Annotated in this window: 15 protein-coding genes; 9 read left to right on the forward strand and 6 right to left on the reverse strand. The window is 60.5% G+C overall.

The annotated features are described in order from the left end of the window. Window positions 1-127 precede the first annotated feature (127 nt). Window positions 128-577: a DUF7674 family protein gene (locus VFO93_RS14560; protein WP_325135119.1), complete on the forward strand. Its 450-nt coding sequence runs from the start codon at window positions 128-130 to the stop codon at window positions 575-577. Window positions 578-700: 123 nt separating this feature from the next. Here VFO93_RS14560 and htpG read toward each other — a convergent pair whose 3' ends face one another. Further along, window positions 701-2,530, reverse strand: a complete 1,830-nt coding sequence (htpG, locus tag VFO93_RS14565) for a molecular chaperone HtpG (RefSeq protein ID WP_325135120.1) — start codon at window positions 2,528-2,530, stop codon at window positions 701-703. Window positions 2,531-2,653: 123 nt separating this feature from the next. Continuing rightward, on the reverse strand, window positions 2,654-3,160 hold the full coding sequence (locus tag VFO93_RS14570; RefSeq protein ID WP_325135121.1) for a hypothetical protein: 507 nt from the start codon (window positions 3,158-3,160) through the stop codon (window positions 2,654-2,656). Between the two features lie 466 nt (window positions 3,161-3,626). Between VFO93_RS14570 and VFO93_RS14575 the strand changes: the two genes are divergently transcribed. From VFO93_RS14575 to VFO93_RS14610, 8 genes are all read left to right on the forward strand, one after another. Continuing rightward, a complete protein-coding gene (locus tag VFO93_RS14575) occupies window positions 3,627-3,962 on the forward strand; it encodes a hypothetical protein (RefSeq protein WP_325135122.1) in 336 nt (111 codons plus the stop codon). Between the two features lie 277 nt (window positions 3,963-4,239). Continuing rightward, complete coding sequence (locus tag VFO93_RS14580; protein ID WP_325135124.1) at window positions 4,240-6,699, forward strand: TonB-dependent receptor; 2,460 nt, start codon at window positions 4,240-4,242, stop codon at window positions 6,697-6,699. A 143-nt stretch (window positions 6,700-6,842) separates the two neighbouring features. After that, window positions 6,843-7,739 carry a hypothetical protein gene (locus VFO93_RS14585; protein WP_325135125.1) on the forward strand — a complete coding sequence of 299 codons (897 nt, stop codon included), beginning with the start codon at window positions 6,843-6,845 and terminating at the stop codon, window positions 7,737-7,739. Window positions 7,740-7,831: 92 nt separating this feature from the next. Then, window positions 7,832-8,788: a cation diffusion facilitator family transporter gene (locus VFO93_RS14590; protein WP_325135126.1), complete on the forward strand. Its 957-nt coding sequence runs from the start codon at window positions 7,832-7,834 to the stop codon at window positions 8,786-8,788. A 113-nt stretch (window positions 8,789-8,901) separates the two neighbouring features. Beyond that, window positions 8,902-9,288, forward strand: coding sequence for a hypothetical protein (locus VFO93_RS14595; RefSeq protein ID WP_325135127.1), 387 nt, complete (start codon window positions 8,902-8,904; stop codon window positions 9,286-9,288). 93 nt (window positions 9,289-9,381) lie between these two features. Next, the gene (locus VFO93_RS14600; RefSeq protein ID WP_325135128.1) at window positions 9,382-9,822 is read left to right on the forward strand and encodes a DUF6526 family protein; all 441 of its coding nucleotides are present in this window, start codon (window positions 9,382-9,384) and stop codon (window positions 9,820-9,822) included. Window positions 9,823-9,951: 129 nt separating this feature from the next. Continuing rightward, window positions 9,952-10,254, forward strand: a complete 303-nt coding sequence (locus VFO93_RS14605; RefSeq protein WP_325135129.1) for a DUF4286 family protein — start codon at window positions 9,952-9,954, stop codon at window positions 10,252-10,254. A 289-nt stretch (window positions 10,255-10,543) separates the two neighbouring features. Beyond that, on the forward strand, window positions 10,544-11,539 hold the full coding sequence (locus tag VFO93_RS14610; RefSeq protein WP_325135130.1) for an SDR family oxidoreductase: 996 nt from the start codon (window positions 10,544-10,546) through the stop codon (window positions 11,537-11,539). A 138-nt stretch (window positions 11,540-11,677) separates the two neighbouring features. Here the strand turns inward: VFO93_RS14610 and VFO93_RS14615 are convergent, their stop codons facing one another. The 4 genes from VFO93_RS14615 to VFO93_RS14630 all read right to left on the reverse strand — a co-directional run bounded on the left by VFO93_RS14615 (window position 11,678) and on the right by VFO93_RS14630 (window position 17,239). Beyond that, window positions 11,678-13,918, reverse strand: a complete 2,241-nt coding sequence (locus tag VFO93_RS14615; RefSeq protein WP_325135131.1) for a prolyl oligopeptidase family serine peptidase — start codon at window positions 13,916-13,918, stop codon at window positions 11,678-11,680. Between the two features lie 23 nt (window positions 13,919-13,941). Beyond that, window positions 13,942-14,781 (reverse strand): hypothetical protein, encoded by an 840-nt coding sequence (locus VFO93_RS14620; protein ID WP_325135132.1) that lies wholly within the window; start codon window positions 14,779-14,781, stop codon window positions 13,942-13,944. Window positions 14,782-14,882: 101 nt separating this feature from the next. Further along, on the reverse strand, window positions 14,883-15,854 hold the full coding sequence (locus VFO93_RS14625; RefSeq protein ID WP_325135133.1) for a hypothetical protein: 972 nt from the start codon (window positions 15,852-15,854) through the stop codon (window positions 14,883-14,885). Window positions 15,855-15,931: 77 nt separating this feature from the next. Beyond that, entirely contained in the window at window positions 15,932-17,239 is a 1,308-nt protein-coding gene (locus VFO93_RS14630; RefSeq protein WP_325135134.1) for a M20/M25/M40 family metallo-hydrolase, read from the reverse strand. Window position 17,240 lies beyond the last annotated feature (1 nt).

The raw sequence follows: 17,240 nt of genomic DNA on the forward strand, positions 1-17,240 counted from the left end.
ACCTCGCCGATAACTGGCCTCAAATTTCAGTAACACTCCGTCGATACAGCCTCCTTGGCTATTTTAGTAACCTGCCACTGAGGGCTGAAGACAGTTTAACGAATTAAATACTATCTACAATTTCCCCATGACACCTCAATCTTCCAATATTGAGTTTAGCCAGGACCATATCAACAAGGTTTTTTTAGCCCTTACTTCAACTGACGAGGAATTAACAAAACACTTCGATAAATACATTTTCGAAGAATATGACGACGACTTTCCGAATCGATTGGACTACTTAGACATAGCAGAAATTGCCAGATTTCTTATTGCCAAAATACAAACAGGACAAACAGGTTTCTTTCAGAAATTCTTTACACAAGTAGAAGTAATCCTTTCAAAATGCGATAGCTACGTTGGTGAATTCATAGTTATTGGCTTGTTTGAGAGTATTCAAAATAACTGCGGCCACAAAGGAATCGATTATTATCAAGGCTTCAACAAGTGGCTAAATCCTGTTTCAAAGCAAAAATGGGACGACCTAATTGACGGTTGGGAGGGAAAAGGTTGGAGAGAAAAAATTACTAACTCCTAGTAGTTACTACAGCTAGTATATTTCATAATTACTTTACTAGTTAAAAAAGCAAAACGCCCTTCCAGCTATACGGCCGGAAGGGCGTTCAATTATTAAAACAATACTAAGTTAGCACTCAGTAGCCTACAGCAGCTCGGTGCTGCGCTTCACGAAGGCCGTGAGGGCTTCGCCCTTCAGCAGGCCCTGGGCCAGCAGCGCCAGGTCGAAGGCTTGCTTGGCGATGGTGTCGCCACCGTCGGCCAGCACCTTGCTTACCAGCGGGCTGTTGGCATTCACGGTCACGTCAAACGAGTCGGGCATGTTGCCGAACATCTGCATGCCGCCTCCGCCACCCGTGCGCTGCATGTCCTTCATGCGGCGCATAAACTCGTTTTGGGTGATAACCACCGGCGCATCCTGCGGCGAGAGAGCCGCTACTTTCACGTGCATCGCGGGATTGCTGATGGCACCCGTAAATACTTCTTCCAGCTTCTTCTGGTCGTCCTCGCTCAGCACGCTGGCCGGGGCTTCTTCCTTCTCGATGAGCTGGCTAGCCGTGGCCGAGTCCACGCGCTTAAACGTGGTTTTTTCCAGCTTCTGCTCGAGCAGGCCGATGAAGTGCGCGTCGAGCACCTGGTCCATGTTCAGCACATCGTAGCCGCGCTCCTGAGCCGCCGCCACGAAGCCGTGCTGCGCCTCGGCATCGGTGGTGTAGAGCACCACGGTGTTGTCGGTTTTGTCCTTCTGATTGGCCTGCACATGCTCGGTGTACTCGGTGAGGGTACGCAGGGTGCCGTCCACGCTTTTCAGCAGCACGAAGTCCTTGGCGCGCTCGTAGAACTTATCGTCCGAGAGCATGCCGTACTTCACAAACAACCCAATGTCAGCCCACTTCTCCTCGTAGCCAGCGCGGTCCTTGCGGAACAGCTCGGCCAGCTTATCGGCTACCTTGCGGGTGATGTATGTGTTGATTTTGCGCACGTTAGCGTCGGCTTGCAGGAAGCTACGCGACACGTTCAGCGGAATGTCCGGCGAGTCAATCACACCGTGCAGCAGCATCAAGAACTCGGGCACCACGTCCTTCACTTCGTCGGTGATGAACACCTGGCGCGAGTACAGCTGAATCTTGTTGCGCTGAAATTGCAACTCGTCCTTCACCTTCGGGAAGTACAGAATACCCGTCAGGTTGAAGGGGTAGTCCACGTTCAGGTGAATCCAGAACAGCGGCTCATCCATGCTCATCGGGTAGAGCTCGCGGTAGAACTTCTTGTAGTCCTCGTCGGTCAGGTCGGCCGGCTGCTTGGTCCAGATGGGCGTGGTGTCGTTAATCAGCTCACCCTCAAACTCAATCGGAATGGGCAGGAACTTGCAGTACTTGGTGAGGATGGTGCGCAGCCGGGCCTCTTCCAAAAACTCATCCGAGTCTTCGGCCACGTGCAGCACCACGTCGGTGCCGCGCTCGGCCTTGGCGTGCTCGCCGGTAGGCTCGTCGATAGTGTACTGGGTCGAGCCGTCGCAAGTCCAGTGCGCGGTCAGGGCGCCCTCTTTGTACGACTGCGACCAGATTTCTACCTCTTTGGCCACCATGAAGGCCGAGTAGAAACCCAGGCCGAACTGCCCGATAATCTGGTCTTTGGCCTGCGCATCTTTCTCCTTGTATTTCTCCACAAACTCGGTGGCGCCGGAGAAAGCAATCTGGTTGATGTACTTCTTAATTTCCTCGGCCGTCATACCTAGGCCGTGGTCCGAAATCGTGATTTTGCGCTGGTCTTTGTCTACCGTCACGCGCACTTTCAGCTCGCCCAGCTCGCCTTTGTACTCGCCCAGCGCGGCCAGGCTCTTGAGCTTCTGGGTGGCATCGACGGCGTTGCTGACCAGCTCGCGCAGAAAAATCTCGTGGTCAGAATACAAGAACTTCTTGATAATCGGGAAGATGTTCTCGGTATGGATGGAGATGGAGCCGGTTTCGGACATCGGAAAAATGAGCTAAGTAAAAACAACAAAAGGCTGACTAACAGGCCGCGCCTGTCAGCCAGCCCCCTATTTCAAAGGCTGTTCCAAGGTGGCGGCGGCTGCCAGGTTGGCAGCCCCGCGCGGCTAATGCGGGCGGCCGTAGCGGGGCAGCGGCTCGGCTACCGCATCGTCAGCCGGCAGGGCCGGTCCGTAGGCCTCGGCCCACTCGGCAAATAGCAGGGGCAGGCGGGGCGAGTCGTTGGCCAGCCACTGCATACCCGTCGCGGCTTGTCTAAAAAACTGAAAATCAATACCCGGCTTGGGGCGGCTGAACATCAGCAGCGTTTCGATAGCTTGCTGGTTGTAAATCTGCCTGGCATCGAGCACCAGCACGGCCTGCCGGATGGCCAGGCGCTCGGCCCGGGGCAGCCACTGCGAGCCCAGCCAAATCTGGTCGTATGCCGAAATGTCGGGCAGGTTGGCAAAAGCCAGCAGCCCGTGCGTTACCTCCAGGCCATGCGCCAATTGGTGCAGCTGCTCGAGGGCCGGGCGCAGGCGGCGCATGTCGTGCCCCCCCGCCCACTCAACACGCAGCAGCCGCAGCGGCGCATCGTATTGAATGCGAAACTCTTTGATGTCCGTAATAATCATTAAAAGCGACTGGAAGGTAGAGGAGAGCTTAGCCTGCACAGCATGGGAAAACCGGCAGGTATCGTAATTTTTACGCAATAAAGTGGCCTAGCTACGTGGAAACAGCCTTTCTGGTCAATAAAAATCGCAGAAAATCAGTTAACTGTATTTAGTAGCTACTACGTGCAGCAGGCACTTGGCTACTGACATTTTTTTTACAAAACTATTTGATATATTTCATATTACACAGTTCCATTGCTGAGTTTTATGTAATTGTGCCTGGGCTGCATTAGAAGGCAGCTAATGCCAGCGGGCCGGTGCTGACTACCTTTCCCCATTACCTTCTTAAATTTGCATCATTGTTGCGCAAATCTAGCTACAGCGGTGGGCCGCTTGCAGTAGCTTTGCGCTCTGGTGCACGCACCTTTTCCGGCGTCCCGCTTGCGGGGCTTTTCCTTAGCTAGCTGCTACCGCGTTGCGACTCATTTTGCGCCCCTACCTTGCCCTGCTCTTGCTGCTCTGCCTGGGGCGGACGCTGCTGCCCGAGGCGTGGGTGCTGGCCCTGCACGCCCACGAGCACACCACCGAGGAGCCCGCGCGCGCCAAGCGCCCACCCGTGCGGGGCAAGCTGCTGCTGACCACCAAGCACACGCACTGCCAGACCGAGCAGTTCTACGAGGTACCTTTTCAGGCTGCCCCACCGGTGGCGGTGCCGTCGCCCCGGCTGGTGCGGCGCTACCGGGCGCTGGCCGTGCCAGCCACGCTGGCGTGCTCGGCCGCCGAGCTACGGCGCACGGCGCTGCGCGGCCCGCCCGCGGCTTAATACCATGATAAGTAGCTACCAGCTAACTACTTCACCTCCGCCTGCGCCTACTCGCCGGTGCGGGTAAGCCTGGTTTTCATTTTCACTTAGTGGGTTTCAAGCCAGCGGCTACGCTGGCTGGCAGTTGCTCGTGCTGCCGCGCCCCAGGCGCGGGTACGCTGGCCTTTCTCTGGTTTGGTTTTAGAGAAAATGCGAACAGACTCTGGCCGCTGGCCGGGGTTTGTTTGCGGGGCCAGGGCGCAGCTGTCTTTTACCGTTTTCTTTAAGGATTATTCTTATGCTTCGCGCATCTTCTATTTTACTACTTGCCAGCGCGTTGCCACTGGCGGCGGCCGGCCAGGCCGCGCCCACTACGGTAGCCCGCCCGCGGGCGGCGGCCGTCGTTACGGGCCGCCTCACCGACGCCGCTACTGGCGAGCCGCTACCGGGGGCCAACGTCGTTTTTCCCGACCTCAAGCAGGGCACGGCCACCGATGCCGACGGGCGCTTCAGCTTCGCCAACCTACCGCGCGGGCGGTTTACGGTGCAAATCACTTCGCTGGGCTACAATACGATAAGCCAGCTCGTGGACACCGGCAACGGCCAGCCGCTCGACTTCAAGCTGACGCCGGCCGCCACCGAAATCGGGCAGGTAGTGGTGACGGGCGTGAGCCAGGCCACCGAGCTGCGCCGCTCGCCGGTGCCCACTACGGTAGTCGACCGCACGCGCCTCAATCAAACCTCGGCCACCAACGTCATTGACGCCATCGCGCACACGCCGGGCATCAGCCAGATTACGACCGGGGCGGCCATCAGCAAGCCCGTGGTGCGCGGGCTGGGCTACAACCGCGTGGTGACGCTGAACAACGGCGCGCGGCAGGAAGGCCAGCAGTGGGGCGACGAGCACGGCATTGAGCTTGATGAGTTTAGCATCGACCGGGCCGAGATTATCAAGGGGCCGGGCTCGCTGCTGTATGGCTCGGATGCGATGGCCGGCGTCATCAACTTCCTCTCGCCCGACCCCATCGCCGAAGGCCGCATTACGGGGCAGGCCACGGCTAACTACCAGACCAACAACCGCCAGCAGGGCTACTCGCTCATGAATGCGGGCAACATCAACGGCCTGAACTGGCTGGTGCGCGGCACCCGCAAGGTGGCCGGCGACTACCGCAACCGCTACGACGGCCGGGTTTTCAACTCGGGCTTTAATGAGTGGGACGCCAACGGCTACGTGGGCCTGAATAAAAGCTGGGGCTACTCGCACCTCACGTTCAGCTCGTTCAACCAAAACGTGGGCCTGATAGAAGGCGGGCGCGACAGCCTGACGGGGCGCTTTTTGCGCGATGTGGCCGTGGGCGGGCAGGTCGAGTCGGCGGTGGTCGGCGACAACGGCTCGGGCTACACGTTGCAGGTGCCGCGCCAGCGCATCAACCACCTGCGCTTCGGGGTCGATAACAGCTTCATCATCGGGCAAAAGGGTGGCCGGCTGGCTATGCAGGTCAACTACCAGCAGAATCTGCGCCGCGAGTTTGGCAACGCCCTCGCGCCCGACACGCCCGACTTGTACTTCCAGCTGCGCACCGTGGACTACGCGCTGCGCTACTTTCTGCCCGAAATGAGCGGCTGGAACCTGGCCGTGGGCACCAGCGGCCTGCACCAGCAAAACCGCAACCTGGGCGCGGAATTTCTGATTCCGGCCTACAACCTGAGCGAGGGCGGCGTGTTTGGGGTGCTGAAAAAGTCGTTTGGCGGGCTCGACCTCAGCGGCGGGCTGCGCTACGACGTGCGCCGCATCCGGGCGCAAAGCCTCTACCTCGACGCCGACGAGCAGCCCGTGCCGGCCGGCACCGCCGGGGCCGAAACCAAGTTTCCGGGCTTCACAAGCAATTTCAACAACTACAGCGGCAGCCTGGGCGCGGCCTATAACCTGAGCGACCGGCTGACGGTGAAGGCTAACATTTCGCGCGGCTTCCGCGCGCCCAACATTGCCGAGCTGGGCTCGAACGGCGTGCACGAGGGCACCATTCGCTACGAGGTGGGCCAGCCGGGCCTCAAGGCCGAGACCAGCCTGCAGCTCGACGCCGGCGTGAGCTACTCGTCGGAGCATGTGCGCTTTAGCGTCGATGCTTTTGAGAACAGCATCGATGGCTACATCTTTTCGCGGCGCGTGCTGAACGCGGCCGGCCAGGACTCGCTGGTATCGACGGGGCCGGACATTGGGCTCTTCAACTACGTGCAGGGCTGGGCGCGGCTGCTGGGCGGCGAGGCCACGCTCGATTTTCACCCGCACCCGCTCGACTGGCTGCACTTCGAAAACTCGTTTTCGATGGTGCGCGCCCGCCAGCTCGGCGTATCCGAAGACCAGCAATTCCTACCCTTCATCCCGGCCGACCGCCTGCAATCGGAGCTGCGCGGCAACTTCCGCCGCCAGGGCAAGCGCCTCACCAACACCTACGTGCGCTTTCAGCTAGAGCAAACCTTCGCCCAAAACCGCTACTTCGCAGCGTTTGATACGGAAACGGCTACGCCGGCCTACACTTTGTTCAACGCTGGCGCGGGCACCGACGTGGCCGACAGCAAGGGGCGCACACTGTTTTCGGTGTTCGTCACGGCCAACAACCTGTTCGACGTAGCCTACCAGTCGCACCTGAGCCGCCTCAAATACGCCGATGTCAATTATACCACGGGCCGGCGCGGCGTGTTTAACATGGGCCGCACGGTGAGCGTGAAAGTGGTGGTGCCGCTGGCGTTTAAGTAAGGAGATTTCGCACGAAGTTGCGGGAAATAGAAAGAGGGATTCGCAGAATTTGAACGTTCTGTGAATCCCTCTTTTCTTGATAAGAAACAGGCAGTTGGTGCCGTTGTAACGTTTTGAGGACGTATGCTTTGCTTTACCTGCGTATGAAAACTGTGCTGTTACTATTACTGTGCTGGCTTCTAAACGGGCACTGGAACGAGTTGGCCGCGCAAAGCCGGGCGGCAGGACCGTGGCGGCTGAAATACCAAATGATTAGGGAAAGAGTAAGGGACGACTGGAGCCAACCAACCAATGATACTACGCGCATCGTAGCAACGGACTCGACCGCCGCTGTAGCCGACGACGGGCTTCTCACTACCACTGATACCACTACCACAGTGCGCTCGCAGCGGAAGCTGGAGTTAGTGCCCTGTAACGTCAACCCCGGTTCCATCACCTTATTTATCGGCTGCCAAAACCCATTGCTGTTCCCAACTGCCTTGCGTGGGCAGTTGCCTCCCGTTCGTTTCAAAGCCATGGGCGCTACCGTGCGTCTTGATACTAAACAACGGCGGTTACTGCTATGTCCCTTAGCTCCACTGGTAGTACTTTGGGCTTACCGAGGGCAACGATTGCTGTTTCGGCACGAGTTTAAGGCTGTGCCACCGCCGCTACCCATGATAAAATGCTACTCGAGCGGTTGTATAGAAGCGGATGATGCGCCACCCAACGAAGAGCGAATACTGCATACCCTTACTTTTCGCACTATTCCCGACAAGGATTTTGCCGAAATACTCCCCGAGGATGCTCGCTATCGGGTGGCCAGATTCCGAGCTAGGCTACTGCGCCAGGGCAAGGCTGTTGAATTGGTACCAGGGCAACTCGCCGAAAAGATGGTGCAGGGGCCGCAGGGAGATATGAGAGACTTGGCGAGTGTCAGCCAGCTTGGCGACCAATTGCAGCTTGATATTTTGCTCGTTCAGCGCCAGAGCTCTCAGGGTGTTATCATGGAAGTGCCACTAGTAAAACGGTTTGTCATTGAGGGGCCTAAGTGCCCTTAAAATTCTAACTTTCTAATTGTAAAAGGTTTATGCAGTCTTAAAATCTAAGTGCGCTATTTTGCGTTTAGCTGTGCTATCCCATTGCGCTCCTTATGCCCCACGACCACTCGCACGCCGGCCACGCCCACGCCGCCCCGCCGGCCGGGGGCAAGTTCAGCGCCGCCTTCGCCTTGGGCATCGGGCTCAATCTGGCCTTCGTGGTGGTCGAGGCCATCGGTGGGCTGTGGGCCAATTCGGCCGCGCTACTCTCCGATGCGGGCCACAACCTGAGCGATGTACTGAGCCTCGCCCTGGCCTGGGGCGCGGCCTGGCTGGCGGGGCGGCCGGCCACGGCGCGCTACACGTTTGGCTACCGGGGCGCTACCATTCAGGCGGCCTTGCTGAATGCGGCGCTGCTCTACGGCGCGCTGGGTTTCATCTTGTGGGAAACCATCGACCACCTACGCCACCCCGAGCCCGTGAAAACCGGCGCGGTAATGCTGCTGGCTGGCACCGGCATCGCCATCAATGGCTTCACGGCCTGGCTGTTCCGGGCGGGCCAGAAGGGCGACGTGAATGTGCGCGGGGCTTACCTGCACATGCTCACCGATGCGCTCGTGAGTTTGGGCGTGGTAGTGGGCGGGGCTATTACGCACTTTACCGGCTGGGCGTGGCTCGACCCCATTATCAGCCTGGGGCTGCTGGCGGTTATCGCGGTGGGCTCGTGGGGTTTGCTGCGCGACACCATCCGGCTGGGCTTGCAGGCCGTGCCCGATGGCATTGATTTAGAAAAGGTTCGGCAGTTTATGCTAAGCCGGCCGGGCGTGCAGAGTTTGCACGACCTGCACATCTGGAGCATGAGCAGCGACGGCCACGACACCGCCCTCATGGCTCACCTCGTGCGCCCCGGCGGGGCCGACGCGGCCTGGCTCGCCGACCTGTCGGCCGGGCTGCTGCGCGAGTTTCACATCCACCACAGCACGGTGCAGGTCGAAGACAGCGAGCTGCCCGACGGCTGCCGCAGCGGCTGCGCCGAAGCCCCGGCCGCCGTGGCCCACGCCCACCACTAAGTAGTACCAACTGGCCGCCGACACCTTGCTCAGTAGTGGCACGGCGGCATAACCTTTGGGCTAGTATTTCACGTTAAATAACTGCCAGCCAATTAGCTGTTCACACTATCTTCATGAAAAAATTTCTGCTGCTGGCCACCTTCGCCGTAGCCAGCCTGGCCGCTACCTCGGCCCACGCCCAGACCACCACGCCCGACCCCGCTACCGCCGCCCCCGCCCAAACCGTGCAGGGCGCGCAAGCCACCTACGACCAGCAGCGCGATGCCCGCAAGGCCTCTGAGGCCTCGGTGAAAGACAGCCGCCGCGCCCTCAAAGACCAGCAAAACCAGGCCGACGACCTCAAGCGCCAACTGAAAGAACAACGCCTCGCCGCCAAGCAGCAAAAGGAGCAGCTCAAGCAGCAGGAGCAGGCCAACAAAGCCGTCCGCGAGCAGGAAAAAGCCGCCCGCGAGCAGCTCAAAGCTCAAAAGCGCGCCGAAAAAGAAGCCCGCAAATCGTAGTTCCTGGCCCGCACTCCCGCCTTTTTTAGTGAAAACTCCGGCCCCGGCCGGAGTTTTTTCGTTTGGCTTACTTCCCTCACTCCTTTCCCCGCTATGGCCGCCAAAAACCCCGTTCGCTACTACCCGCTGCACCATTTTGTAGTGCTGCCACTCACGCTGGTAATGGTCATCTACACCATCCGGCGCTACGTAGGCGTGGCCGGCGACGACTCCGAAATTTCGCGCCTCTGGTTTTCACTGGCCGCCGTTACGCTGCTGTTCTTCGTGGCGGTCGTGATGCTGCGCCAGCACTACGCTCTTACCTTGCAGGACCGCATCGCCCGGCTCGAAGTGCGCCAACGTTACTTCGAAGTGAGCGGCCAGCGCTTCGCGGAGTTAGAGAAAATCCTCACGCTTAAGCAGATTCTGACTCTACGCCTGGCCGGCGACCAGGAGCTGCCCGCCCTGGCCCAGGCCGCCGCCCGCGAAAAGCTCTCGCCCAAAGACATTCAGGCCCGCATCACCGATTTTCAATTCGACCACATGCGGGTGTGAGTTGGATTGTTGAATGGTTGAACTGGTGAATGGTTGAATTGCTGAGTTGAAAGACCACCTGACAATTCGACCATTTACCAGTTCAACCATTCAACAATCCAAACATCCAGCAATTCAACCATTTAACTCATGATTCTCTACAACGTCACGACCAGCCTTGAGCCCCGCATTGCCGACGAATGGGTAGCTTATATGCGCGAGCACCACATGGCCGAGGTAGTCGGCACCGGCTGCTTTATCAAAAGCACCCTGTTGCGCCTGCTCAACGAGGAAGACAACGGCATCACCTACGCCGCCCAGTATTTTGCCGTGAGCCTGGAGCAACTAGAAGCCTACCAGGAGCACTTCGCGCCGGCCCTGCGCGCCGAGATGGATAAAAAATTCAAGGGTAATTACGTGTCTTTTCGCACCGTGCTGGAGGTGGTGGAGTAGCACCTGCTCCGCTGCCTTTTGTCTGTAAGATGCCCGGCCAAGTGTACTTGGCCGGGCATCTTTCGTTGGTTGACTGCTTGCGAAATACGCGGTGTTTTCGGCCCAGGTAATGGTTGCCTTTTGGCCCCGGCGCTGGGTCGGATTTCAGTCTACTTGCGCTCGCACTGTACCAACCGACAAGCCCGGCTATAGAGCACGAAAGCTCCACTATAAAGCTCAGCTGCTCACAGCCATAAAGCCGGGATTACGTATACCTGAAGCAAGCAATTTCAGTTACTATCCCCGCTTTATGGAACAAGAAAACATCAGCCGCCGCAAGCTGCTGGGTGGCCTGGGCGCCAGCCTGGCCGTGGCCGCCACCGCGCCCATCCTGGGGGCCGAGGCCGCCCCCGGCCCCACCGCCACCCCGCTGCAAGACCCCACCACCAAGTACCCGCGGCCGCCCTTCAAGGGGCAGTCGCAGCCCTGGCCCGGCCTGGCCGGCCAGATGGAGCCCCGACCCGACCACGGCGAAACCAGCTACAAAGGCTCGGGCCGCCTGCAAGGCCGTAAGGCGCTTATCACGGGCGGCGACTCGGGCATGGGCCGCGCCGCCGCCATCGCCTACGCCCGCGAAGGGGCCGACGTAGCCATCAACTACCTACCCGCCGAAGAGGCTGATGCCAAAGAGGTTATCGCCCTCATCAAGAAAGAAGGCCGCAAGGGCATTGCCATTCCGGGCGATTTGCGCGACGAGGCGTTCTGCAAAAAGCTGGTTGAGGACGCCGTGCGCCAGCTCGGCGGGCTCGATATCGTGGTCAGCAACGCGGCCCGGCAGCAGGCCCACGGCTCCATTCTGGACATCTCGACCGAGCAGTTCGACTGGACGATGAAAACCAACATCTACGCGCCGTTCTGGATTATTAAGGCTGCGCTGCCGCACCTGCCGCCCGGCTCGGCCATCATCAGCACTACCTCGGAGCAGGCCACCGACCCGTCGGAAGACCTCTACGACTACGCCCAGACCAAGGCCGCTACCACCAACTACGTGCGCTCGCTGGCCAAGCAGCTGGCCCCCAAAGGCATCCGCGTGAATGGCGTGGCCCCTGGCCCCATCTGGACGCCCCTGCAAGTGAGCGGCGGCGCTACCCAGGAAAAGCTGGTCAAGTTCGGCGGCGACACGTCCATGAAGCGCCCCGGCCAGCCGGTGGAGCTAGCCAGCATCTACGTGCAGCTCGCCGCCAGCGATGCCAGCTACGCCACCGGACAGATTTATGGCGCGGCGGGCGGCAAAGGAATGCCGTAAGTGACTGTTCATAAGCAGCTAAAAAACACGTTCGTCATGCTGAGCTTGTCGAAGCATCTCTACCGCACCATTGAAGGAAGCGATAGAGATGCTTCGGCTGCGCTCAGCATGACGAACGTGTTTTAGGCCAGGAAAGCCTTATTTACCCATCGGGTTCACGCCCATGTTATAAAAGGCAAAGCTCCAGATGTCGGCCCACTCGTCGATTTGCAGCTTGGTGCTTTTGCCCGCGCCGTGGCCGGCGTTCACATCGATGCGGATGAGCGTGGGGTTGGGGCCGGCCTGGGCGGCTTGCAGGGCGGCGGCAAACTTGAAGGAGTGCGCCGGCACCACGCGGTCGTCGTGGTCGGCAGTGGTGATGAGGGTGGCCGGGTAGCTGGTGCCGGGCTTGAGGGTGTGCAGCGGCGAGAAGCGGTAGAGGTTCTCAAACTGCGCTTTGTCATCGGAGGTGCCGTACTCGGGGGCCCAGTTCCAGCCGATGGTAAACTTCTGGTAGCGCAGCATATCCATCACCCCCACGGCCGGGAAGGCCACTTTGCAGAGGTCGGGCCGCTGCGTCATGGTCGCGCCCACGAGCAGGCCGCCGTTCGAGCCGCCCGCAATGGCGAGGTGGTCGGTATCGGTGTAATTCAGCACCTTCAGGTACTCGGCCGCCGCGATAAAGTCGTCGAACACGTTTTGCTTGTTGGGCGTCATGCCGGCCTTGTGCCAGGCCTCGCCGTACTCGCCGCCGCCGCGCAGGTTGGGGATGGCGAGCACGCCGCCATTTTCCAGCCACAGCATGCGGGCGGCCGAAAAGCCGGGCGTCAGGCTCACGTTGAAGCCGCCGTAGGCGTATAAGTACGTGGGATTCTTCCCGTTGAGCTTCACGCCGCGCTTGTGGGTGATGAACATCGGAATCTTGGTGCCGTCCTTGCTGGCGTAGAACACCTGCGTGGTGAGGTACTCGGCCGGGTTCACGTCCACCTTCGGCGCCTTGAACACGGTGCTCTGGTTGGTGGCCGGGTCGTACTTGTAAATGGTAGTCGGGTAGGTAAACGACGTGAAGGCGTAGTACAAGTCCTTGTCGGTGCGCCGTCCGCCAAAGCCCGCCGCCGTGCCGATAGCCGGCAGTTCCACATCGTGTTTGTATTCACCTACTTCAGTGTACACTTTCACCTGCGAGCTGGCATCGTGCAGGTAGGTAGCCAGCAGGTAGCCGGCCGCCTGGCTGATGCCTTCGAGCTTCTCTTTCGCTTCGGGAATCACCGTTTTCCAGTTGGCCGGCTGGGGCTTCTTGGGGTCGATGCGGACTACCTTGAAGTTGGGCGCGTGGTCGTTGGTGTACACCAGCAGCTCGCCGCCCACGTTGCCGATTACGCTCGTATCGAACTCGTAGCTAGGTTGTAGCGTCGCCCAGGCAGTGGCCTGCTTGGGGTCTTTGAGGTCGCGCACCAGCAGCTTGTTGCCATCGGCCTTGCTGTCGGTGAGGTTCAGAAACAGGAAGCGCTCGTCGTCGGTTACGCCCGCGATGCGGAAGCCCAGCGCCTTGGTTTTGTCTTCGTACACCAGCTTGTCGGCGCTTTGGGGCGTGCCGAGCGCGTGGTAGTACACCTTGTGGTACTCGTTTTTGCCGGCCAGGCTGTTTTCGCCGGCCTTGGGCGCGTCGTAGCCGCTGTAGTAGAAGCCTTTGCCGGCCCACGACACGCCCGATACCTTCACCCAGTTCAGCTCGTCGGGCAGGGGCTGGCGGGTTTGCATGTCGAGCAGGTGCACCTTTTGCCAGTCCGAGCCGCCGCCACTGGTAGCGTAGGCCAGGTAGCGGTGGTCGTTGCTGAAGTGCATCCCGGCCAGGGCGGTAGTGCCGTCGGCCGAAAACTTGTTGGGGTCGAGCAGCACCACCGCGTTTTCGAGCGGCTCGCCTTTCTTCACGGCGTAAATGACGGCCTGGTTTTGCAATCCATCGTTCTTGCTGAAAATCAGCAGGTCGCCCTCCACGCTGGGCACGCCGTAGCGCTCGTAGTTCCAGAGCTTGGTGAGGCGCTCGCGCACCTTGTCGCGAAACGAGATGCGGCTGAGGTAGTCAAACGTCACCTTGTTTTCGGCCGTCACCCAGGCTTTGGTTTCGGGCGAGTCCAGCTCTTCAAGCCAGCGGTAGGGGTCGGCCACGGTGGTGCCGAAGTAGGTATCGGTGTGCGCGTCGCGGCGCGTTGGGGGGTAGGTCAAGGCAGTAGAACTGGCGGTGGGGTGCAGGCGCTCGGCGGTGGCCGGCTCGGTCATGCGGTCGCGCCCGCTGTTGGATTTGGAAGGCGAAATGCCGGCCTGCGTCGGCGGCGAATTGCGGCAGGCGGCCAGCAGCAGTACGGCGGCAGCCGTGGAAATAGCGGTTATTTTCATCATTATTATTGAACGGCTCTCGTGGCTCACGCTTGGGCCTCATTAGTTGGTGGATTGGCGTCGCGCTCGCGCAGGGCTTCGGCCACGCGCCGCGCCACCAGTTCCTCTACCTGCCGCTGCTGGGTAGGGCTAAGCTCGGGGGCCAGGCTGGCCAGGCGGCGCAGCTGGCGCAGCTCGCGGCCCATGCTGGCCCGCAGCACCCCAAACAACACCAAAGCCAAAATACTTAATATCAGCGCCAGCGGCGCAAAAAGCCGATTGAGCACGGGCTCGGGCGCGCCAGCCGCCGCGCGGGCAGCCGGGGTGCCAAAGCCGGCCGCCTCGGCGGCTTCGGCGGGGCCGGGGGCGGCGCTGGCGCTGGTGTCGGCATCGGGGGCGGCATCGTCGCGGCCGTTGCCGGGCGGCAGGCCCGTGAGCACGTAGTCGGTGAGGCGCTTTTCGAGCACTTGCAGGCGGGCCAGGCGGGCGGGGTCGCGCTGCCGGGCCGGCGAGGACTTTAGCTTGGCCACGATGGCTTTCACCAGTGCGTTGAGCCGGGCCGGATTGTCCTTCAAACCTTTATAAATCTTACCTTTATCCTCAACAGGCTGATACAGCAGCGAATACACGCGCAGGCTATCGGGCCGCAGGCTGGCGGCCAGCGCGGGCAGGCCGCCCTCGCAGCGCAGGCTGCGCTTGAGGTTGGGCCGGCCAGCGTCTTCGTACACAAAGCGCGCGGTGGCGCACCACACCTGCACCTTGGCCTCATCGAGCGAGGGCTGGCCGAGCGGCGTTTGGGCGCGGGCGGGCGCGGCGGCCAGTAGCAGGCAGCCCAGTAGTGTGATGCTCAGCGCGGGGCGGTTTTTCGGAAAAACGGGGTGCGGCATACGCTGGGGCCTAAAAATGAAACGGGGCCGGAAGGTACGATTCCTTCCGGCCCCAAGTTACTCCACTAAGCAGGGCCCGACGCATTAGTAGCTCAATCGTCTTACTGCTCGTGCTTCCTGACGTAGGCCGTAAATATTTTAAAGTCGTCCTTGTTCAGAAGCTCGTGCTTGCTCCCACCTACGCCGCTGGTATTAGCAATGGCCAGCGTGCGGCTGGTAGCCGCATCAATCAGATATGGCCCGATTACCTCCACCGATTGGCTCATCCGCCGCACGTAGGTGTAGCGGGTGTCGGCGGCTTGCACGGCCGCTTCGATGGTGGCGCGGGGCACCACCTGAAACGGGTAGGGATACAGCTGCTTGATGTCTTCGGCCGTGAGCTTGGGGCTGAGGTCGGCCTCCGCGATGAGCAGCGTGCGGGTGCGGATGAGGGCGGCGTCGGCTTGGTTGGCCACCAGGGCGTCGGCTCGCTCTTGCTGTTCTATGTCGCGGCGGGGCACCCCCGCATCGTAGCGGGTTTTGCGCTTAAGGTCTTTTTCCAGCATCAGCTGGATGTTTTTGAGGGCAAAGATGATATCGCTCGGGTACATCAGGTCAAGGGGCGCGGGGCAGCTCCACTCTAGATTTTGGTCGCCGCTGCCAGGGGTAGTCAGCTCCATCGATGCCACCTTGCGCGAGCCCATAAAAACGCTGTTGTAGCCGCCAGTACTGGCTCCGTTGGTGTGGGTTTCGTAGCGCAGCACCACCGTCCGCTTGCCCTTGGCGGCCCGTATTTCCTTGAGCGCCGACTCGGGCCGAAACTCTACCGAAGGCGAGAACTTCCAATACTGCGGGGCCAGCAGCTGGATTTGCTTATTGTAGTAGGCAATGTAAGCTTTGTAGTCGGCCAGTTCCTGCGGCTTGTCGGCCAGCTTGCGCAGCTCTTTGGGATTTTCTTCTTGCAGCAGCACTACCAGCGGCTGCGGCCTGATAACATCGAAGCTGAAGAAGTGGTAGAAAGCAAACTGGGCCGAAGCGGTAGTAGCGTGCAGGCACAGCGCCAAGCCAAGAAAAAGTAGGCGTTTCAGGAACATACGCACTAAAAAAGTGAAGTAAGCGCGCAATTTACAGCCGCTTACGTTCTCCATTACATCAGTAATATATTCATAACCTACCGCGCCGGCTCGGGCGCGATGCGCGTGGGCGTTTGCCGGCCCGCCACGATGCCTTCGGCGCTGCGCGCGATGGCCGAAATCACGGCCGTCATGTTCTCCACATTCAGGCTACTCACCTCGTCGTCTACGCTGTGGTAGAGCTTGTCGTCGGGAATCTGGTCGGTGCTGATGGTGTGGGCCGGCACGCCCAGCCGGGCCAGGGTGGCGTTGTCGGAGCGGTAAAACAGGTTTTGCGCTGGGTACGGGTCGGGCTCAAATTTGAACTCGGTGCCCTGGAGGTTGGCTTGTAGCAAAGGGCCAAAGTCCGACTTATCGAAGCCCGTAATGAAGGCCGTTTTCGGCCCGAACTTGGCCTCCTTGCCTATCATCTCGATGTTGAACATAGCAGTCAGCTCCTCCGGCTTGAGCTGCTGCGAGAAGTAGCGCGCCCCGAAGCCGCCGATTTCTTCGGCCGTGAAGGCCACGAAGATGAGCGAGCGGGCATTGTCGTGGCGCTTTTTGAAGTACTCGGCCAGCGCCACCACGGCGGTAGTGCCGCTGGCATCGTCGTCGGCCCCGTTGGCAATGGAGTCGCCCGCCACGGGCTTGATGATGCCCAGGTGGTCGTAGTGGCCCGAGAAAATAACTTTCTCCCTGGCGTGCGCGCCCCGGCTGGGCAGGTAGCCCGCCACATTGCGGATAGTCAGGGGTTTAGTACTGGTGCTGGCGGCCACGCGGAAGGTGCGCGGCGCGGGCCCCGCTGCCAGCGCCCACACGCTGCTGGCGGGGCTACCCGCCGCCTCGGCGCGCAGCTGCGGCTTTCTAAACTGCTCGACCAGCGAGCTGAACGTAGCAGCCAGCGCGGGGTCGAAAAGCACCAGCGTATTCTTTTTGGGCCGAAAAACTGCTTCGAAGTTGGGCTGTATGTCCTGCCGGGTTTTCAGCACCAGCACGGCCACGCTGTCCTGCTCGGTCCAGGCCAGGGTGGGCTGCGTGGTGCGGGCAAATACCTGGGCGGCGGGCACGGCCGCGCCATCCAGCGCCACGGCCACGCTGCCGAGCGTGGTTTCATACACCGGAAACTCCTGCATGAAGCCCGTAGCGCCCGGCAGCGGCTGCAAGCCGATGCGCCGAAACTCGCCGGCCAGAAACTCGGCCGCTTTTTCCTGGCCGGGCTGCCCGGTAGCGCGGCCCTGCATGTCGTCGGCGGCCAGGGTCGTGAGCACGCGCCGCACGGTAGCGGCCGACACGGCGGTTTTGGTTTGGGCGGCGGCGGGCCGGCCGGCGGCCACGGCCAGGCAGCCTAGTAACAAGGAAATACGCATC

Source organism: Hymenobacter sp. (genome assembly GCF_035709525.1).
GTDB lineage: Bacteria > Bacteroidota > Bacteroidia > Cytophagales > Hymenobacteraceae > Hymenobacter.